The organism is Pseudomonas sp. NFACC14 (genome assembly GCF_900106885.1).
Classification (GTDB): Bacteria; Pseudomonadota; Gammaproteobacteria; order Pseudomonadales; family Pseudomonadaceae; genus Aquipseudomonas; species Aquipseudomonas fluorescens_AA.
Window position 1 is genome coordinate 294,577 of the sequence record NZ_FNOA01000006.1, and the last position, 20,000, is coordinate 314,576.

Consider the following 20,000-nt stretch of genomic DNA (forward strand, 5'->3'; position numbering starts at 1 on the left):
CCTGTTTTTGTGGCACGAGCAGGGAGTGCCATTCAAGCATTTGCGATCTGCATTGACGAGTGCTGAATTTTATTCATGTAGCAGTGACGTTTGCGTTATTGCTCGACCTGTTGACGGGGACCACTCTGGGTCATCGATCGCTGAATCGAACCATAAAAACAATCAGAGGTACCCCTCATGCTTCTTCAAGGCAAAGTCGCGATTATTACTGGCGCCGCATCCGAACGTGGTATCGGTCGAGCAACGGCTGTTACCTTCGCCCAACACGGCGCCCGCGTCGTGATCCTGGATCTCGACGAATCCGCCGCCCGTGACGCGGCGGCCACCCTCGGCGAAGGCCATCTGGGCCTGGCTGCCAATGTCGCCGACGAAACGCAAGTCAAAGCCGCCGTCGCCAAGGTGGTCGAGCGCTACGGCCGTATCGACATACTCATCAACAATGCCGGCATCACGCAGCCGATCAAGACCCTGGACATACGCCCGGGAGATTACGACAAAGTCCTGGATGTGAGCCTGCGCGGCACGCTGTTGATGTCCCAGGCGGTCATTCCGGTCATGCGTACCCAGGCCTCGGGCAGCATCGTCTGCATGTCATCCGTGTCGGCCCAGCGCGGCGGCGGCATCTTCGGCGGCCCCCACTACAGCGCAGCGAAAGCCGGTGTACTCGGACTGGGCAAGGCCATGGCGCGGGAGTTTGGCGCGGACAACATTCGCGTCAACTCCATCACGCCAGGTTTGATCCATACCGACATCACTGGCGGCCTGATGCAGGACGATCGTCGCCACGCCATCATCGAAAGCATTCCGCTGGGCCGGCTCGGCGCCGCGCAGGACGTCGCTAATGCGGTACTGTTCCTCGCCAGCGATTTGTCCTCTTACCTCACCGGTATCACGCTCGATGTAAACGGCGGCATGTTGATCCACTGACGATCAGGTCAAGCCACCCACTGTCCTTTCAGTTCTGGATCGAAGATACGTCGGGCCTGATCCCGGCGTTCTATAAAAACAAGAGATCAGACCATCATGATGACCACCATGACGCTCGACACTGTGTCCACAGTGCGCTCAAGCGCGTATCGCAAGACTGCCTGGCGATTGATGCCTTTCCTGATGTTGTGCTACCTGTGCGCTTACCTGGACCGGGTGAATGTCGGGTTCGCAAAGCTTCAGATGATGAATGACCTGGCCCTGAGCGAGACCGTATACGGCCTTGGCGCCGGCATGTTCTTTCTTGGCTATTTCCTTTGCGAAGTGCCCAGCAACCTCATCCTCCACAAGGTCGGTGCCCGGCGCTGGATCGCACGCATCATGATCTCGTGGGGCATCATCTCCGCCCTCTTCGCCTTCGTAGAAACGGCCTGGCAGTTCTATACGCTGCGCTTTCTGCTCGGGATCGCCGAAGCGGGTCTCGCGCCGGGCTTGCTGCTCTACCTCACTTACTGGTTCCCCTCCTACCGTCGCGCCAAAATGACGGTGTTGTGGTTCATCGCCATCCCGCTTTCGGGGATGATCGGCGGACCGCTCTCAGGCTGGATCATGACGCAGTTCGCAGGCGTTCATGGCTGGGCGGGCTGGCAATGGATGTTCGTGATTGAAGCCGCCCCGACCGTCATCGTCGGCCTGATGGTGCTGGCTTACCTCAAGGACGGCGTGCACCAGGCAACCTGGCTCACCGATGAAGAAAAAGCGCTGGTCGCCAAAGAACTGGCCGAGGACAACAGCCGCAAAGTCACCCACGCATCGGTCGGGGCATTCCTGCGGGACCGCCGCCTGTGGATTCTCGCCTGCATCTACTTTTGCGTGGTCATGGGCCAGTACGCGATCACCTTTTGGCTGCCAACGCTTATCCGTAACGCAGGTGTTGCCGATCCGATGCACATCGGATTGCTCACCAGTCTCCCCTACCTGTGCGCCATCATTGCGATGGTGCTCATGGGGCGCAGCGGCGACAAGCACCAGGAGCGGCGCTGGCATCTGGTCGGGCCAATGCTTGCCGGCGCGCTGGGCCTCACGTTGGCGGCGGTGTTCGGTGCCAACCTGACGTTGTCGGTGTTGTGCCTGTGCCTTGCAGCAGCCGGCGTGCTGTCGGCGTCTTCCCTGTTCTGGATGCTGCCTACCACCTTGCTCGGTGGTGTCTCCGCCGCTGCGGGGATCGCCGGAATCAACAGTTTTGCCAATCTGGCGGGTTTCTGCTCGCCGTACCTGATTGGTTGGATCACCACCACGACCGGTTCGAGCGCCATCGGCATGTACCTGATTACCGGTGTGCTGTGCATCGGTGCCTGTTTGGTACTGCGCATTCCTGCCGCTTCGGTCAATCGTTGAGTTAACGGAGAATTTCCATGACTGCCACTTTATCTCGCGGGGCGTCCACCACATTGGTGCAGCGTGCCCATAACATTCGCCGCCATGCCTTGCGCATGGGGCAAGTCCAGGGCCAGGGCTATGTCGGTCAGGCGTTGGGCGCGGCGGACTTGCTGGCCGTGTCGTACTTTCATGCCTTGAACTACAAGCCCGAAGACCCCGAGTGGGAACAGCGTGATCGCTTTTACCTTTCCATCGGTCACTACGCGATCGCGCTGTATGCCGCGCTGATCGAGGCTGAAATCATTCCACTGGATGAGCTTGAAACCTACGGTTCGGATGACAGTCGCCTGCCCATGTCCGGTATGGCCGCCTACACCCCCGGCATGGAAATCACCGGCGGCTCGCTGGGCCAGGGACTGGGCATCGCGGTAGGCGCCTGCCTGGGTCTGAAGCGCAAACAGTCCAGCTCTTTCGTTTACAACCTGCTATCGGATGGTGAGTTGAATGAGGGCTCTACCTGGGAAGCGGTGATGTCAGCTTCGCACTGGAAACTCGACAACCTGATCGCCATCGTCGACGTCAACAACCAGCAGGCCGACGGCCACTCCAGCGAGGTGCTGGCATTTGAACCCATCGTTGACCGATGGCAAGCCTTTGGCTGGTTTACCCAGCGGGTAGACGGTAACGACCTGGACGCCTTGGTCAAAGCGTTCGACGCAGCCCGCAGCCATCCCGTCGCACAGCCGCGCGTCATCATCTGCGATACCAAGATGGGCAAAGGCGTGCCCTTTCTGGAAACCCGCGAAAAGACTCACTTCATCCGCGTAGACGAGCATGAATGGGATGTGGCCCTGAACAACCTGGAAGAAGGCAAAACAGTATGAACAACGCACACAAGGCTGACGCTCAGGTGCCCGCAGCGGCGAAGAAAAAGCTGACGACCTCGGCAATGATTGCGTCGATTGCCGCTGAAGGACAGGCCACAAAACCAGCGCCATTCGGCCACGCACTGGCCGCACTCGCGGACCAGCGCCAGGACATCGTGGGTTTATCGGCTGACTTGTCCAAATACACCGACCTGCACATTTTTGCGAAGGCGCATCCAGAGCGCTTCTACCAGATGGGCATGGCTGAGCAACTGTTGATGAGCGCGGCGGCCGGCATGGCTCGGGAGGGATTCGTGCCCTTCGCCACCACTTACGCAGTGTTTGCTTCGCGCCGGGCCTATGACTTTATCTGCATGGCGATTGCCGAGGAAAACCTCAACGTCAAAATTGTCTGCGGCCTACCGGGCCTGACCACCGGGTACGGCCCCAGCCACCAGGCAACGGATGATCTGGCGATCTTTCGCGCCATGCCGAACCTGATGATCGTCGACCCCTGCGATGCCCTGGAAATCGAACAAGCCGTGCCCGCCATTGCCGCGCACCAAGGGCCCGTCTACATGCGGCTACTGCGCGGCAACGTACCGCTGGTGCTCGATGAATATGGCTATGAATTCGAGATCGGCAAAGCCAAGACCCTGCGTACAGGCAATGAGGTTTTAATCATTTCCACCGGTTTGATGACGATGCGCGCCCTGGAAGCAGCCAAGGAACTTCAGGCTGACGGTGTGGATGTCGCGGTGCTTCACGTTCCCACCATCAAGCCTTTGGATGAGCAGACCATCCTGGCTGAGGCCAGAAAGCCGGGACGACTGGTCGTGACTGCCGAAAACCACTCCATCATCGGCGGATTGGGCGAAGCGGTGGCCACCGTGCTGTTGCGCAATGGTGTTACGCCGACATTCAGGCAGATAGCGCTGCCGGACGCGTTTCTCGATGCGGGCGCGCTTCCGACGTTGCACGATCGCTACGGTATTTCCACCCAGGCTGTGTGCGCGCAGATCAAGGGTTGGTTATAGGGGGTTAAAACTGCAGGGGGGAAATCCCCCCCTGAACGCCGTGGAGAAAGACCACTCCTGTCACTCTCGTCGCAGGAGAGTATGGGGGGCGACGCCAAAGGCCTTGCGAAAAGCGTGGCTGAAGTGAGAGAAGTCGGAGAAACCGAAATCCAGCGCCGCCTGAGAAATACTGCGGACTTGACCGCGCTCAATCGCGTCGCGGCTGGCGAGCAGTCGCGCCTTCCAGATTTCAGCGACCGGCGATTTCTGATGACGGGCGAAAGCGCGCGTCACTGTGCGTGTGGATACATGGTGGGCTTGAGCGATGCGTTCGAGCGACAGGTCCGCCTCGGTCAAATATTGGTGGATGTACTTCATGATCCGGCCATGCAGATCCAACTCGTCATGAGTCTGCTTTAAATCCTGGAGTTCCAGGCTGACCACCAGAAGGTCGAGCAACGTGCTGGAGTAACGACTGGAGACTGCTGTGTTATGGAAGACTGAAGGCATACTCGCGGCTTGACGTAACATCTCGCGTAACGGAACCACCCCAGGGCGACGATCATCCAGAACCACAGCGGTGCAGTCCGCTATGGAGGGCAAGCGCTGACTGAGCAATTGTCGCGGAATGCGGACAAGGTGGTTATCAGTACCACCGAAGCTGAATCTGAACGGCTGGGATGCGTCATAAAGAAACAGATCGTCCGCCGCCAGTTTCGTCCGTCGGTCAGCCTGCTCCAGTTCGCCATAACCGCTCCGGGTAAAGCCCAACCACAAATCGTCATTGGGATCACTGCGCAGGTGCTGGGCGGACCGCTCCCAATAGTGCAAGGGTGCGGACAACGTGCAGATGTCCAACGCGCCCATGCTATGCACCTCCAGCGCCCCGTCAAAATCGCTCTGCGCCAGTAGTTTGCTGTCTGCGTCCAGGCAGTGGTGACAAACCACTTCTTTCCAGTAATCGAAACGGAGGGGGGCCGTAACGGCAAGCGTCGAATACTGACAGGTCTGGCTCATTGCATTCACCTCGCGGCGGCGTTTCAACAAAAAAAAGCGGGGTAACGTTTTTGCGAGCCAAGCAATTAGCAGGCCATCTCCATCGCCTCATTCCCGCTGTCGGACATACTGGAAGATAGCCGCCTGCGCGTTAAATAGGCCGATCCTTCCAACACTCCCCATGCCCCTTCTCGGCGCACCTCGCCCCCTTGTTTCACAAACCCCGCACCATTGCTGCGCGCTGATATGCCGGCCTTTTTTACCTGTCCTTTTTAACCAAACGGTTGTCCATTCGAGCCAAGCACGTTGCATCCCCCCTGGATAATTTTCACTCCACGCCGTGTCCCTACGAGCACGAATGAGGAGGTGTCTCATGCATCCACGAGAACAGCAGCGACTGTCCGATTCATCCTGGTTCTTACAGCGATGGGACATGGCACCCGAAGAGTTCGCCACTTATCTGGTGCAGCTCGGAACCTTGGTGCTGCAACGCCGATGGAGTGGTACCCACCGCAAAACAACAACATCCACCGGGATGTAGAACAGCGAACCGTCCGTTTGAGACGGAAATAAAGGAGCCCCCCATGGAATCTGCAATCGATAAACATCTCAAATGTCCCCGGACTTTGTCCCGTCGTGTTCACGACGATTACCAGCCGCCCTTCCCGATGTTCGTGGGGCGGGCCGACGAAAACGTGAAGCAAGTTGTAATGGCTTACCTCGGGGTGCAATTTCGCGACGAGCAACGCGCCGCCGCCCTGCAAGCCATGCGCTACATCGACGCAAGCTTTGCCCTCGCCGATGGCCCAGGGAATCACGACCTGACCTACCACCTCGACAATCAGGGTTATGGAAACTTCATCGCCGTGGGCTACTGGCGCGATCCCGCCGCCTATCAGCGGTGGTTACTTTCAGCGCCCGTGGCCGATTGGTGGGGCGACGATGCGCGCCTGAACGAGGGGTTGGGGTATTTCCGCGAGGTCATCGCACCACGTGCCGAGCAGTTCGAGACGCTGTATGCATTCAAGGAAGATTTGCCAGGTGTCGGTGCGATCATGGACGGCATTAGCGGCGAGATCGAGGAGCACGGCTACTGGGGCTCGGCGCGCGATCGCTTTGCTATCTCGCAGACCGACTGGATGCAGCCGACCAGCGAACTGCAAGTCATTTCAGGCGACCCCGCCAAGGGCGGCAGGGTCGTGGTACGCGGCCACGACAACCTGACGCTGATCCGCTCCGGACAAGACTGGGTCGAAGCCGGCGACGAAGAGCGTGCGCTCTACTTCAACGAGATGCTGCCGCCACTGCAAGACGGCATGAACTTCCTGCGTGACGAGGGGCAGGCGCTGGGCTGCTACAGCAACCGCTTCGTACGCAATGTCGACCTGGATGGCAATCTCCTCGACATCGCCTATGACATCGGTCACTGGCGATCGCTCGACAAACTGGAACGCTGGGCAGAATCCCACCCCACTCATTTACGTATTTTCACCACGTTCTTCCGAGTGATCGGGGGGCTTTCGAAGCTGCGGCTGTATCACGAGGTCTCGGTAGCGGACGGTAGCCAGCAACTGTTCGAGTACATCAACTGCCACCCGCAGACCGGGATGATGCGCGACGCGCAAGTGTCGCCCGCCTGACTCCATCGCTGACTCCACTTTTAGCCCTGCGCATTGCCTGACTGGCGATTGCGGGGCTCTTTTTGCCCGAAAAAAGGATCATCGATCATGAAACAGTTGCGCTACCTGTCGCTTGCCGCCCTCCTCCCCAGCCTTTCCTCCCATGCCCTCGAGGTGGATCCTGGCGATTACGAGCCGCTCCCCGTGGGAGCGACCATCGGCGTGGTCTACTACCAGCACGCCACCACGGACAGTGCCTATGCCCAGGGGCACAAGACCAGCTCCGATTTCAACCTGACTTCCGATATCGGCATTCTGCGTCTGCTGCACGTCTATCAGTTGAGCGAGCGGCTGACCATCGAGCCTCAATTCCTGCTGCCCTTCGGTCATGTCTCGGGCGGTGGTGACGCTTCTGGTCTAGGCGACGCCAGCGGCATCGGCGACCTCATTCTCACCGCGCCGCTCAAGTACCGTCTCAACGACGCCAACGACACCCTTGGTGCGACCGCCTACTTATACGTGCCGACTGGCGACTATGACAAAGACGACGCGCTCAACATTGGCGAGAACCGTTGGAAGGTTGATCTCCAGGCCGCTTACGTCAAGCACTTCACGGAGAAGTGGGCCATCGACCTCGTCGGTGACGCTATCTGGTACGCAGACAACAACGACTTCGGCGCCAGCTCCGCCCGCCGGGAACAGGACGTTTCCTACGGCGCTCAGTTAATGGGGCGCTACATGCCCGACGAGACCACTGCGCTGGCTATCGGCTTCGGCCACAGTTGGGGTGGGGAAAACCAGATCGATGGTGTCAACCAGGACGACAGGATGGAAACCACCAACTTGCGCGTCACGGCCAGAAAGTTTTTCACCGCCAAGGACCAACTCCAAGTTCAGCTTGGACGCGACCTTGCGGTGGAGAACGGCCCCAAAGAGGACTTTCGCATGAACCTGCGCTACGTCAGGGTCTTTTAGGCCCGCCCGTCTCTACCACCCGTTGTCCTTATCAACCAAGCGTGTGCCCAACAACGCGACAGTTGGCTAATGAGATGCCTCTCACCCGAAACGGAGTAACCAGACAATGACCGACCAGCAACCCACCACGGAGCAACAACCCTCCCTCTATACCCGTCTTGGCGGCTATGACGCGATCTATCAGTTCGCAGGCGCAGTGTTGAGAAAAACGATGGGGCACCCCGCCATCGGGCACATCTGGGCCCATATGTCGGAATCGACGTTCCAAAAGGAACACATCAATTTTGTCGATTTCCTTTCCGAGCACTGGGGTGGAAGCGCCAAATACAGGGGTAGAGACATGGTCACCGCGCATCGCGGAATGGGGCTGACCGAGGTGCACTGGCAAGCCGTGCTCGATTGTCTCGAGGCGTGCTACGACGACTACGGCCTGGCCCCGGACCTGCGCAAAGAGGTCAATGACTTCCTCATCAAGTTCAAACCGGCGGTGATCGGGAGCCCCTCCTATCGGGACGTCGTACTCGCGCACCCGGAAATGGACCCCGCCAAAGGCATGAGAAGCGTTGGGGTTATCTGGCCAAAACCAGGGAAGTCACCTCGGAAACAGACCACGCCTGAATCCGAAGACTGATACCCCGGCATAAGCCTGAGCCACAGCAATGGAGGGCGACCGTGGAGGGGCAAGCGAGTCCCGCTCAACCAAGCGACTGTCCTCCTCAGCCAAGCGCCGCTCAATCTGTAGAGATAGCTTGATACCAGCCCCGGCCACGGCTCGCCAATCGTGCGCACCGTGTCCGGGCATCCCCGAGATGACGTTTGAACAGACATTGCCAGCCCCTGCGGGTTGGCACAGGACACAGGACACCCCATGGCCATCATCCGCCCGACTCTCGAACACGTGCAGGATCTCGCCAGCCGCCTGCACATACAGCTGACACCCGAGCAAGCCAGCGAATACCTGGCGCTCATGCAATCCAGTTTCGATGCCTACGACCTCGTCGATGAGTTGCCTGATTTCATCCCTTCAGTGCGCTACGAGCGCAGTTCCGGTTATCGCCCTTCAAGCACGGAAAATCCGCTGAACGCGTGGTACTACAGAACTGAGGTGATGGGCGCCAGTTCGGGCAAGCTCGCTGGCAAGACGGTCGCGCTCAAAGACAATATCTCTCTGGCCGGTGTCCCGATGATGAACGGCGCCGCACCACTGGAGGGTTTCGTACCGTCGTTTGATGCCACCGTGGTGACGCGTCTGCTCGACGCGGGAGCAACGATCCTCGGCAAAGCCACCTGCGAACATTACTGCCTCTCCGGCGGTAGCCATACCTCGGACCCCGCGCCTGTGCACAACCCCTTTCGCCATGGTTTCACGACAGGCGGTTCGTCTTCGGGCAGCGCGGCGCTGGTGGCGACGGGCGCGGTCGACCTGGCTATCGGTGGCGACCAAGGCGGTTCCATCCGCATTCCTGCCGCATGGTGCGGCATTTATGGAATGAAACCTACCTGGGGTCTAGTGCCTTACACCGGGGTCATGGCGATCGAGTCCACCTTCGACCATGTCGGCCCCATGACGAGCAACGTACGCGATAACGCGCTCATGCTCGAAGTGATGGCCGGCGCAGACGGGCTCGACCCCCGCCAGGCCGCCCCCAAGGTCGATGCCTATTGCGATTATCTGGAACGAGGCGTGGCCGGACTCCGGATCGGGATCCTCCAGGAAGGCTTCCAACTCGCCAACCAGGATCCACGTATCGCAGAAAAAGTGCGCAGCGCTATCGCCCGGCTAGAAGCTTTGGGCGCGCGGGTCGAGGAAGTATCGGTTCCCGAACACAACCTGGCAGGATCGTTATGGAGCCCTATCGGCTGTGAAGGCCTGACCATGCAAATGATGCACGGCAATGGCGCGGGTTTTAACTGGAAGGGGCTGTACGACGTGGGCCTGTTGGACAAACAGGTCGGTTGGCGCGACCAGGCAAACGCATTGTCGCCGTCACTCAAGCTTTGCATGTTCGTGGGCCAGTTCGGTCTGGAGCGCTACAACGGTCGCTACTACGCCAAGGCCCAGAACATAGCGCGCTTTGCCCGAGACGCCTATGACCGGGCGCTGAATACCTATGACCTGCTCGTCATGCCGACTGTGCCAATCACCGCCCAGCCGCTCCCGGAACCGGGCTCTTCAATCACCGAGACCGTCACGCGTGCGTTGGAGATGCTTGGCAATACGGCCGCTCAAGACATTACGGGGCACCCCGCCATGTCGATCCCTTGTGGCCTGGTGGACGGACTGCCCGTGGGGCTGATGTTAGTCGCAAAACATTATGCCGAGGGCACCCTCTATCAGGCTGCAGCCGCATTCGAGGCTTCTGTTGATTGGCGGACGTTGTGAACCTGCGCATCGCATTGGCAAACGAACACCGGCAAGTAGCACTGAAAGTGAGTATCAACTTCAGAGGAGCCAAGACATGAGCCATACCCACGAACATCATCACGATCACGACCATGACCATGACCACACCGAGCCCCCCGAGGCTATCGCCTTGCGTGTCAAGGCACTCGAATCCCTGTTGATCGAAAAAGGCTTGGTCGACCCAGCCGCCATGGATGCTCTGGTGGACACTTACCAGCACAAGGTCGGCCCGCGCAACGGCGCCCAGGTGGTCGCCAAGGCTTGGTTCGATCCCGATTACAAACGTCGGCTGCTGGAAGATGCGACCGCGGCCATTGCCGAACTGGGTTTTTCCGGCGTGCAGGGCGAAGACATGGTGGTGGTGGAGAACACCGCGACCGTGCACAACGTGACGGTCTGCACGCTGTGCTCCTGCTACCCCTGGCCGACCTTGGGCCTGCCACCCGTCTGGTACAAATCCGCGCCCTATCGGTCACGGATAGTCATCGATCCGCGCAGCGTGCTGGCCGAATTCGGCTTGATCATTCCCGATGACAAGGAAGTTCGCGTCTGGGACAGCAGTGCTGAGTTGCGCTACCTGGTATTGCCGGAACGTCCGGCCGGTACTGACGGCTGGAGCGAGGAACGACTGGTCGAGCTGGTGACGCGTGACGCCATGATCGGCACCGGGCTGCCGAAGACGCCGGGCGACGAAGCCTGACCCCGAGAAGGAGAAAACCATGAACGGTGTACACGACTTAGGCGGTATGCACGGTTTCGGCCCGGTGCTCACCGAAGAAAATGAACCCATCTTCCATCACGACTGGGAGCGCAGGGTCTTTCCGCTGTTCGCCTCGCTCTTCGTCGGCGGACACTTCAATGTCGACGAATTCCGACATTCCATTGAACGCATGGAACCGGCTGAATACTTGCAGTCCAGTTACTACGAGCATTGGCTGCATGCCTTCGAGAACCTGCTGCTGGAAAAAGGCGTGATCAGCACTGGCGAACTGCAAGGTACGGCCAAACCAACCCCATCGACACAGCCCATCACGGTTTTAACACCAGACATCGTCGAGGCCGTAGTGCTCGGCGGCGCCTCTTCCCGGGCAAAGGAACCCGTCCCTGGCCGCTTCCGGGTCGGTGACCGGGTGCGGACGAAGAACCTCAACCCAACCACCCACACCCGACTGCCCCGCTACGCGCGCGGCAAGGTCGGGACCATCGAGATTGCACACGGCGCGTTTGCCACTCCGGACACGCTAGCCCACGGTCTGGGCGAACAACCCCAACAGGTCTATGCCGTTCGATTCAGTGCGACAGAACTGTGGGGAGTGGCGCGACCGGACAGTGTTTGCATTGATCTGTGGGACAACTATCTGGAGGCCGTATGAGCGCCAGCATGCGTCACATCCCCCCAATAGCCGGCCTGTCTCTCGACGATGAAGGCCCGGTATTCGACAAACCTTGGCAGGCCGAGGCCTTTTCCCTGCTGGTACACCTGCACCAGATCGGTCTGTTCCCCTGGGAGGACTGGGTGCAGGTATTCAGCGACGAGATCAAGGCTGCCCCGGCGCAACCCGGAGAAAGCGTCAACGACACTTACTACCGGCAGTGGCTCACAGCGTTGGAAAGAATGGTCACCACACTCGGTTTAACGGGTATGGAAGACATCACCCGCCGCACCGAGCAATGGCAGCAAGCTTACTTGAATACTCCCCATGGACAACCGGTGACGCTGCTCAATGCGAGTTGCCCACCGGCCCATGGAAACGGCCACGAACACCTGCCGCGGCACGAGCCGGTGGCAATCAGCCGGGCCATAAGTTGAGGCCGGAGTCGTCCTGTTTTTTTACTTTCGAGGTCGCGTAGCGGCCAAGGGGCAATCGTCATGCATATCGAACCTAACCTGGTGGAAGCTGGAAAACTCTGGCTGAGCTACGTCACTGCCGCAGGTGCCGGCGCCTACACCCTCAAACTCGCCGCCCAGGCCTTGGGCGAGCGTGGTGTCTTCTCGCTGCTGGCTCGCACTGTCACTGCCACGGCCCTGGTATTCAGCTTCTTCGAGCTGCTGCCGCACCATCCAGTCGGCGTCTCCGAGGTCCATCTCATCCTCGGGTCAACCCTGTTTCTGCTGTTCGGCGCCGCACCTGCGGCAGTGGGCCTGGCCCTGGGGCTGCTGATCCAGGGTCTGTTCTTCGCGCCATTCGACCTGCCGCAATACGGCATGAACGTCACCACCCTCCTGGTACCGCTGTTCGCAGTGACCGCCCTGGCGAAACACGTCATCGCGCCAAACACGCCGTATGTGGAATTGAGCTATAGACAAGCGCTGGGGCTGTCGACTGCCTTCCAGGGGGGCATTGTCGCCTGGGTTGCCTTCTGGGCCTTCTACGGACGAGGCTTCACAGCAGACAACGCCCTGTCAATTCTGACCTTCGGTAGTGCCTACATGACCGTCGTCATCCTCGAACCGCTGTTGGATCTGGCCGTGCTGGCCGGTGCCAAGGCAACACATCGCCTGCGTGGTAGCACGCTGGTCGAGCGCCGTCTGTACCAGGCCGCCTGAGTCGACAGACTCCAGTCCAGGCCAGACTGTCCCCGGGCATTCGAAGACCGTGATGCTCGGGGGCATCAAGAGCCAGAACCGCCCCGAAACCTCGTGAGCGAACCAGAGGTGTTTGATGTTTTTCAGAAATAGCACCCGCAAGGAATTGAAGCGGCTCGGCGACCGGCTGGAACAGCCCGACGGCGAGGGAGTATCGATAGCGGCGAAGGATCCGTCACTGCGACGGGTATTGGCGGGCATCGAGTGCCTGCTCGCCGATCGCACGGCGCTCCGGGCCAGCGTGGTCGAGCTTAATGCTGAACTGCAACGCCTCAAGCTTCAGCTGGGTGAATACGAAACGCGGTTGCATGATCAAGAACAACGTTGGCAATTGGCGGCATGCGGGTCGGGTGATCTGCTCTGGAAATTGCAGCTCGATGGCCGCCAACAACCCACACGCGATGCAGTACTGCAGTGGTTCGGCAACCTGCCCACCCAAGCGGATCTCCCCGCCTGTCTAGGGCCCTGGAACGATTGCCTTCACCCTGACGACCGCCAGGCCAACCTGGATGCCTTGGCTCATCACCTTGCCGATCGCAGCGGGCACACTCCCTATCAGGTGGAGGTGCGCCTCGTGAGCCCCTCGGGAGAATACCGCTGGGTCCGGATCCGCGGTGAAACGCTCCGTGACGAACGGGGGCTGCCACAGATCAGCGTCGGTCTGCTGCGCGACATCCACACGCAGCGCTTGCGGGACGAAGAATTCGCAATGCTCTCGGCCCGCTTCGATATTTCCCGCGAATGCATCCAGGACGCACTCTGGGATATCAATATCGTCGCAGGCGATCCAGCCAATCCCCATAACGTCATCTGGTTCTCGTCACAGATGCGTCGCCTGCTCGGCTACGAAACCATCGAAGAGTTTCCCAATGTGTTCGAAAGCTGGCTGTCCCGCCTGCATCCCGAAGACAGCCAGCGTGCCGTGCAAGCGTTTGTCGACCATGTCGCCGACCGCTCCGGCCGAACGCCCTTCGATGTGACCTACCGCCTCAAGCACCGCAACGACGAGTACCGTTGGTTCAGAGGCAGAGGTCAGACCCAGCGAAGCAACGACGGCACGCCCTTACGTACAGTGGGAGCGATCACAGACGTGCACTCCCATCGCGAAGAAAGCCAGTTGCGCCAGACTCAGGAACGTCAGCATCAAGCGATGCAGGAAAACCTCGCCAAGCTGACGCAGATAGTCGCCGCCATCCAAAGCATCGCCAAACAGACCAATCTGCTGGCCTTGAACGCGGCGATAGAAGCAGCCAGAGCCGGTGAAGCCGGAAGGGGTTTCGCAGTGGTCGCCGACGAGGTCCGCAAGCTGGCCACCCGTACCAGCCAGGCCACCCAGCAGGCGGCCGACATGATCGAGAGGTACTGAGTTCAAGCTGGGCATCCATTCTCATTACAAAGTGTGGCCTGCGCGTAATGCCCGGGCCACACTGCAATTCAAACCAATTCAGCCAAAGATGCCGGATTGAAGCCCTTCAGATCCGCGTAATCGCCTCTTTCCACCTTGGCGACCCAATCCTTGTCACTCAGCAACACACGCCCTACTGCGATCAGATCGAACTCTCCGCGCTCCATACGCTCGATGAGCCGGTCCAGGCTCGCAGGGACCGATCCCTTGCCGGCGAAGGCGTTGGTGACATCATTCTCCAGCCCAACCGAACCGACGCTGATGGTTGTGGCTCCAGTGACTTTCTTCGCCCAGCCTGCGCAGTTCAAGCCGTTCTCCCCGTCAATTTCGGGAAACTCAGGTTCCCAGAAGCGGCGCTGCGAGCAGTGCAGGACGTCGACACCGGCCTCGACCAGTGGCAACAACCAGTCCTCCATCACCGTCGGCGTTTCAGCGACGCGCACCCCGTAGTCCTGTTGCTTCCACTGGCTGACGCGCATGATGATCGGGAATTGCGGGCCAACAGCCTGGCGAACGGCAGAGACGACCTCACTGGCAAAGCGCGAGCGTTCCTTGATTGTCGGGCCGCCATAACGGTCGGTGCGCAGATTGGTACCAGACCAGAAAAACTGATCGATCAAGTAACCATGGGCTCCATGGATTTCGACAGTATCGAAGCCCAGTCGCTTGGCATCTGCTGCAGCCTTGGCGAACGCTGCTACCGTGTCGGCAATATCCTCTTCACTCATCGCCACGCCACGCAGGTCACCTGGTGAAACAAGGCCCGACGGGCTTTCAACGGGAGCATCCGGCTCCCAGTCGTTGATGTAACGCGTGGAGCCGGTGTGCCAGATCTGCGGCGCCATGCGCCCGCCAGCCGTGTGGACAGCATCGATCACGTTCTTCCATCCAGCCAGCGCCGCTTCGCCGTGAAAAAAAGGTATGCCGGCATCATTGCGCGATGCCGGGCGATCAATCACGGTGCCTTCCGACAGAATCAGGCCCACACCTCCCTCGGCCCGCCGCCGGTAATAGGCCATGCTCGCTTCACCCGGGATACCTTCGGGTGAGAACAGACGCGTCATCGGCGCCATGACAATCCGGTTTTTCAGTTCAAGCGACCGGATGGAAAAAGGACGGAATAAGATGCTGGTATCAAGGATCGACATCGGATGGGCTCCATTTGTTTTCGGAGGCCATAAAGTATATTTTGTAAACCTGATGTCAATTAGGCACTTAAAATCGCCTAGGTATACGCGAGGAAACTTCGATGCTGGAATTAAAGCCGCAATGTTTTTCGTCGGAGTGCCCAAGCCGGGCGCTGTTCGACCAAATCGCTGATAAGTGGTCAATGATGGTTCTGGCGGTGCTCGATGACGGGCCGCATCGCTTTAACGCTATTAAACGTCGCCTGGAGGGCGTCACCCAGAAGGCACTTACCCAGTGTCTGCGGCGGCTGGAACGCAATGGTCTCGTCTCGCGCCAGATCATTTCGTTCTCGCCCGTGGCAGTGCAGTACGAGATCACCCCACTGGGTCGAACACTGCAGCAGCCATTTCGCGAATTGCATAAATGGACGCTCGACAAACTGCCCGAGGTTGAAGCGGCCCGGTCGAAGTTTGACGAAGCCGCGGAGTTTAAGGTGATGGAGTGATTCGGTTAGCCGCGCAAACTAGAATTTATAGTTCAACGTCATCAGTGCATTACGCGGCGCTCCATAACTGACAGTATCGAAATCACCTTTCTGGGTTGCATATTTTTTATCGAACACATTATTAACATTGATTGATAGGTCCACGTTCCTTGACAACTCATAACGCGCCATCAGTGATGTCAGCGCATAGGGGGCTTGTTCCGCTACCCTGGTGCTCGTACTACTGCTCAAGAAGCGGCTTTGCCATCTGACGCCGCCACCCAAAGTCAACTTTTCCAACAGGCCGGGTAACTTGTACGTAGTGAACATCTGAGCGGTTGTGCGCGGTACCTGTGGGTTCAGCCTGGCGTCGTTGCCGTCCTTGGCTGTGAAAGCGGCGACGCCAGCATAGAAGTTCCAATTGGGAGCCACTTCACCCTGCAGGTCGAACTCGATCCCGCGGGATTTAGTGCCATCAACCCCTTTGTAAGCTTGCGCACCGCCTGGCGTAAGAAGACTGCCATCCGGTTGTGCAGCGTTGTCCAGTTCGGTGTCAAACAACGCGACAGACGCACTCAGTCGCCCTTCCAGGTATTCAGCCTTGAGGCCGATCTCTTTCGTCTTGCCTTCCGTCGGTGTGAGGACATTGCCATTGCTGTCTCGGAACGATGTTTGCGGGTTAAATATGCCGGTATAACTGATATAGACAGAATACGTGCTATCAATGTCGTATATCAGACCTGCGTAAGGCGTGAACTCATTACTTTTTTTATAATTGAACGGCGTCCCACCTGCGGTCTCATCAATCTCGTACCGACTGAACCGCCCTCCGACAATCAATTTCAAAGGGTCGGCCAATGAGAATCTCGCTGTGCTGTAGAAGCCCCGCTGTTTAACCTCGGTATCGGTCGGCATAGACGCCATTGCATCAAAGTTAGGCTTGGGGAAATGATTATTCCAATTGTAGATATTGCCGGGCGTGAACCCTACAAAAAAGGGACTGATATCGTCTTTGTTCGAGGTATACCGAGAACTCATAGCGCCCACTACCAGGTCATGTTGGCGCCCCATTAAATCGAAGGGACCGCTCGCCATCACATCAAAGGTGTTTTGCCGGCTTTTCCCTTTGCCGGCCAACGCAACCGGATAAGCACCATTAGGAAAAACGCCTAAGCCGGTATCCTGGTCGGGTGTACCAAACCCGCCCAATAACTGGGAGTCATACTCAGTGCGGTACTGGTTCACCACACCGCGGACTTTCCAACCGTTATCGAACCGGTGTTCAAGTTCGGCAAAAGCAGTCTGTCGGGTGCTGTCCCAGCGATTCCAGTCCGCGGCCAGGGATTTGGAGCGTGACCATTCTGCCTCTGAGCCGTTGCTGAACCATAGAGGAACACCGCCCCATGTCGGTCGCTCAGGGGAACTGTTCTGATAGTCATACCCAATATCCAAAGTGGTGTCTTCGGTGAGATCTGCCTCAATGACCCCATAGAACGCTTGCTTTTGTGTTTGGTAACCATCGATGTAGGAGTGACCATCGTTATTGACCCCGACCATGCGTGCACGGATACGACCGTCGGTTGTCAACGGTACGGAAACATCTCCCATCTCTCGGAAACTGTCCCAGGAACCCGCACTGATAGAGGTGGAAGCCGAGAACTCTGGCGTTGGTCTTTTGCGCACCAGGTTGACCGCAGCCGACGGATTGCCCGTGCCGGTAAGCAGCCCGTTAGCCCCGCGCACAATTTCGACACGGTCGTAAAATGCCGTTTCCAGGTCGCTGATGCCGCTGCCGTTTATGACGTCGCCAATGACGGCGGGTATGCCGTCATACTGGATGTTGTCGATCAGAAAGCCTCGGGAATAGAAACTCGTGCGTTGGCTATCCGATTGGTAAGACGAGATGCCAGTCGTGCTCTCCAGTACCCCCTGAACTGAATCCAGCTTTTGATCATCCATGCGTTGACGCGTTACCACGGAAATGGATTGCGGCGTCTCCCGCAACGTCAGCGGCAAGCGAGTCGCGGCCGTGGTCTGGCCGATGGTGTAAAGCCCCGTCCCTTCTGTCGTGGTGGTATCGGGTGTCCTCGTTCCGCTTATCGTCACCGCTGGAAGAATCATCGCGCCTTGAGACTGAGCGTTCTCATCGGCTTCGACAGGGTCCTGCGCCATTACACAACTCGAACTGCCTAAAAACACCAACAGCGCTGCAGTCACTGGCTTTGTCAGCAAACGCTCAGGCACGCAAGGGCGCCACTCACCGCAGTAAGTCAACGAACTCCACATCAGCCATTCCTTATCAAGAAAAAAACAGACAGCGGCCGACCGTCGAGAGACGGGTTTGAGAATGGGCCGACAACTCAACCGGCACCAGGCCGGAGAACAGAAGTGACAAATCATCTCAAGTGAAATTGATTTGCATTCGTTGTCGCGCAATCTAGCAATAAGCCGCCGTTGCCAGATATCGAAGGATGGCCAGATTATTTTCCAGTTCAGCCAATGTCAGCGAGTGGCCGTTTTCCATCCGTCACGAGGATTGCTCAGGTTCGGATAGATCGCCTACGAGCCCTTACAGCTCGTCAGGAAACAGGATTGACGGCACGGGCGATGATTCACCCGCGATAAGAGCGCTGGCTGAGCGGGCGGAGAGATATTGCACAGGCGGTTTGCCTACGGTTTTGCGGAACATCGTGATGAAGCCGCTGGGTCCCTCATAACCGAGTTCCAACGCAACCGATTGGACGCTCTCGCCCTTGGTCATGCGTTGCAGTGACACAATCACATGCAATTGCCGACGCCAACGTCCAAAACTCATCCCTATTTCCTGCAGCAAAAGCCGACTCATGCTGCGCTCACTCATGCCGATGCGAGAAGACCACTCGCGCACCGAAACCTTAACCGCGGGGTCGGCCAAGAGCATTTCAGCGAGCCTGCGCAGACGCGTGTCGCGAGGCATCGGCAAATGCAGGTCCTCCACGGGGGCTGCCGACAATTCGTCCAATAACGTTGCGATCAGGCGGTCTTCGCGCGGGACATTGACAGCGTCTCCCGAGAACCCCGCCGCCTTCAGCAGCAACTCACGCAACAGCGGTGATACACCAATCGTGCAGCAGCGTCGCGGAAGATCCGGAGCGGCATCAGGTTCAACAAACAGGCAATAACATTCTGTCTCTCCTGAACCACGTGTCGCATGTGACAAACCACCGGGTATCCATACGGCACATTGTGGTGGAACGATCCAGACGCCCTCTTCTATTTCACAATTGAGGATGCCGCGCACGGAATAAAGCAGTTGTGCCTTACGATGTTGATGGCTGGCTTGCTCCCAATCCTTGCTCACCATCGAAGCGCTGAGGGCAACGACGGGCCGCGAAATGCTATCGACGTCCAATACGGCAATCCTGTCTTTTTTAGCAGTGTTCGCCATACCAGGTGTGCGCCCCACGCTAAGCCCTCAAACAAAAAAATGGCTGGTTTGAACAACATTGTGGCCAGCCTGTGCAATTAAGCCGGATCGCTTGCAGAGTATCCTGAAACCGCAGGACATCACAGCGGTTTGGCAACGTGTCGAAGGACTAGAGAAATGCGTATAGACGCCACACTTTTTCCGTTCGTTTGGTTGCAAAAAACCACACTGGGCCATAGCCAGGAAGAGTCACTTGCCGAGTTTGAAGCCTTGCTTGCTCGCAATGAGCCCTTCGTATTGATAAACAATGAAGGTCTGGACAAGGAGCAACCGGAACACTCACCAGAGGAACTGAAACAAATAGCCCTATGGATGAAGCGCCACAAAAGCGAACTCAAGCGTTATGTCAAAGCCTCGATTCATATCGAATCAAATCTCGCCAAACGGCTGGCAGGCAAAGCGTTCGCAATCATGTATGAAAAATTCTGGGGTTATCCCATGCTCATCGCAACCACTGAAGATGAAGCCTTGGCGCTGGCGCGGAAGTTACTGCAACCAAAGGAAAAATAGCGGCGTCCCGGAACGCCGCTACTCATGAGGGGGAGAACAAATGATGTTTTATAGCAGCGAGATGGGGTAACTGATGAAAATACGGTTCTCATCGAATTCGTTGGTGCTGTAATCCCGACGCATCGTCGAGTTACGCCACTTCACGTTGAGGCTTTTCAACGCGCCGCTCTGCACGGTGTAGGCCAGCTCACTTTCCCGGCCCCATTCCTTGCCATCGTCGACCGTGGCGGTGTGCAC

19 protein-coding genes and 2 pseudogenes are annotated in these 20,000 nt (G+C 58.2%); 16 read left to right on the forward strand and 5 right to left on the reverse strand.

Annotated features, from left to right (window positions below):
* Positions 1-177 precede the first annotated feature (177 nt).
* The 4 genes from BLU85_RS12785 (at position 178) to BLU85_RS12800 (ending at position 4,210) form a co-directional block, all read left to right on the forward strand.
* Positions 178-927 carry an SDR family NAD(P)-dependent oxidoreductase gene (locus tag BLU85_RS12785; protein ID WP_092199934.1) on the forward strand — a complete coding sequence of 250 codons (750 nt, stop codon included), beginning with the start codon at positions 178-180 and terminating at the stop codon, positions 925-927.
* A gap of 96 nt (positions 928-1,023) precedes the next feature.
* The gene (locus BLU85_RS12790) at positions 1,024-2,325 is read left to right on the forward strand and encodes an MFS transporter (protein WP_092199937.1); all 1,302 of its coding nucleotides are present in this window, start codon (positions 1,024-1,026) and stop codon (positions 2,323-2,325) included.
* A 17-nt stretch (positions 2,326-2,342) separates the two neighbouring features.
* The gene (locus BLU85_RS12795) at positions 2,343-3,191 is read left to right on the forward strand and encodes a transketolase (protein ID WP_092199940.1); all 849 of its coding nucleotides are present in this window, start codon (positions 2,343-2,345) and stop codon (positions 3,189-3,191) included.
* On the forward strand, positions 3,188-4,210 hold the full coding sequence (locus tag BLU85_RS12800; RefSeq protein ID WP_092199943.1) for a transketolase family protein: 1,023 nt from the start codon (positions 3,188-3,190) through the stop codon (positions 4,208-4,210). Before BLU85_RS12795 ends, BLU85_RS12800 begins: the two co-directional genes overlap by 4 nt.
* A 60-nt stretch (positions 4,211-4,270) precedes the next feature.
* Here BLU85_RS12800 and BLU85_RS12805 read toward each other — a convergent pair whose 3' ends face one another.
* Positions 4,271-5,206 (reverse strand): AraC-like ligand-binding domain-containing protein, encoded by a 936-nt coding sequence (locus tag BLU85_RS12805; protein WP_092199946.1) that lies wholly within the window; start codon positions 5,204-5,206, stop codon positions 4,271-4,273.
* Between the two features lie 563 nt (positions 5,207-5,769).
* On the opposite strand from BLU85_RS12805, the gene BLU85_RS12810 reads away from it, so the two are divergent.
* From BLU85_RS12810 to BLU85_RS31695, 10 genes and pseudogenes are all read left to right on the forward strand, one after another.
* Positions 5,770-6,825: an aliphatic aldoxime dehydratase gene (locus BLU85_RS12810; RefSeq protein ID WP_092199949.1), complete on the forward strand. Its 1,056-nt coding sequence runs from the start codon at positions 5,770-5,772 to the stop codon at positions 6,823-6,825.
* Positions 6,826-6,912: 87 nt separating this feature from the next.
* The gene (locus BLU85_RS12815; RefSeq protein ID WP_092199952.1) at positions 6,913-7,779 is read left to right on the forward strand and encodes a transporter; all 867 of its coding nucleotides are present in this window, start codon (positions 6,913-6,915) and stop codon (positions 7,777-7,779) included.
* 106 nt (positions 7,780-7,885) lie between these two features.
* Positions 7,886-8,410, forward strand: coding sequence for a group I truncated hemoglobin (locus tag BLU85_RS12820; RefSeq protein ID WP_092199955.1), 525 nt, complete (start codon positions 7,886-7,888; stop codon positions 8,408-8,410).
* A gap of 237 nt (positions 8,411-8,647) precedes the next feature.
* Positions 8,648-10,162 carry an amidase gene (locus tag BLU85_RS12825; RefSeq protein WP_092199958.1) on the forward strand — a complete coding sequence of 505 codons (1,515 nt, stop codon included), beginning with the start codon at positions 8,648-8,650 and terminating at the stop codon, positions 10,160-10,162.
* Between the two features lie 76 nt (positions 10,163-10,238).
* Positions 10,239-10,883: a nitrile hydratase subunit alpha gene (gene nthA / locus BLU85_RS12830; protein WP_092199961.1), complete on the forward strand. Its 645-nt coding sequence runs from the start codon at positions 10,239-10,241 to the stop codon at positions 10,881-10,883.
* Between the two features lie 19 nt (positions 10,884-10,902).
* Positions 10,903-11,556 (forward strand): nitrile hydratase subunit beta, encoded by a 654-nt coding sequence (gene nthB, locus BLU85_RS12835; protein WP_092199964.1) that lies wholly within the window; start codon positions 10,903-10,905, stop codon positions 11,554-11,556.
* Positions 11,553-11,993 (forward strand): nitrile hydratase accessory protein, encoded by a 441-nt coding sequence (locus tag BLU85_RS12840; protein ID WP_092199967.1) that lies wholly within the window; start codon positions 11,553-11,555, stop codon positions 11,991-11,993. The genes nthB and BLU85_RS12840 overlap by 4 nt, the downstream gene beginning before the upstream one ends.
* 60 nt (positions 11,994-12,053) lie before the next feature.
* On the forward strand, positions 12,054-12,731 hold the full coding sequence (locus BLU85_RS12845) for an energy-coupling factor ABC transporter permease (RefSeq protein ID WP_092199970.1): 678 nt from the start codon (positions 12,054-12,056) through the stop codon (positions 12,729-12,731).
* Between the two features lie 115 nt (positions 12,732-12,846).
* Positions 12,847-13,839 (forward strand): annotated as a pseudogene (locus tag BLU85_RS12850) (PAS domain-containing protein); the annotation flags it as partial.
* Between the two features lie 81 nt (positions 13,840-13,920).
* Positions 13,921-14,130, forward strand: a pseudogene (locus BLU85_RS31695) (methyl-accepting chemotaxis protein); the annotation flags it as partial.
* A gap of 74 nt (positions 14,131-14,204) precedes the next feature.
* Here the strand turns inward: BLU85_RS31695 and BLU85_RS12855 are convergent.
* Positions 14,205-15,323, reverse strand: a complete 1,119-nt coding sequence (locus BLU85_RS12855; protein WP_092199976.1) for an NADH:flavin oxidoreductase — start codon at positions 15,321-15,323, stop codon at positions 14,205-14,207.
* A gap of 101 nt (positions 15,324-15,424) precedes the next feature.
* Between BLU85_RS12855 and BLU85_RS12860 the strand changes: the two genes are divergently transcribed.
* Entirely contained in the window at positions 15,425-15,808 is a 384-nt protein-coding gene (locus tag BLU85_RS12860) for a winged helix-turn-helix transcriptional regulator (protein ID WP_092199979.1), read from the forward strand.
* Positions 15,809-15,826: 18 nt separating this feature from the next.
* Here the strand turns inward: BLU85_RS12860 and BLU85_RS12865 are convergent, their stop codons facing one another.
* Both BLU85_RS12865 and BLU85_RS12870 read right to left on the reverse strand, forming a co-directional pair.
* Positions 15,827-18,073, reverse strand: coding sequence for a TonB-dependent siderophore receptor (locus BLU85_RS12865; protein ID WP_092199982.1), 2,247 nt, complete (start codon positions 18,071-18,073; stop codon positions 15,827-15,829).
* Between the two features lie 283 nt (positions 18,074-18,356).
* Positions 18,357-19,214 (reverse strand): AraC family transcriptional regulator, encoded by an 858-nt coding sequence (locus tag BLU85_RS12870; RefSeq protein ID WP_092199986.1) that lies wholly within the window; start codon positions 19,212-19,214, stop codon positions 18,357-18,359.
* 156 nt (positions 19,215-19,370) lie between these two features.
* Here BLU85_RS12870 and BLU85_RS12875 point away from each other — a divergent pair, with 156 nt between their 5' ends.
* Positions 19,371-19,763, forward strand: coding sequence for a hypothetical protein (locus BLU85_RS12875; protein WP_092199989.1), 393 nt, complete (start codon positions 19,371-19,373; stop codon positions 19,761-19,763).
* Positions 19,764-19,811: 48 nt separating this feature from the next.
* On the opposite strand, the gene BLU85_RS12880 is transcribed toward BLU85_RS12875, so the two are convergent.
* The coding region (locus BLU85_RS12880; RefSeq protein WP_139212808.1) for an OprD family outer membrane porin at positions 19,812-20,000 on the reverse strand (189 nt) is incomplete at its 5' end.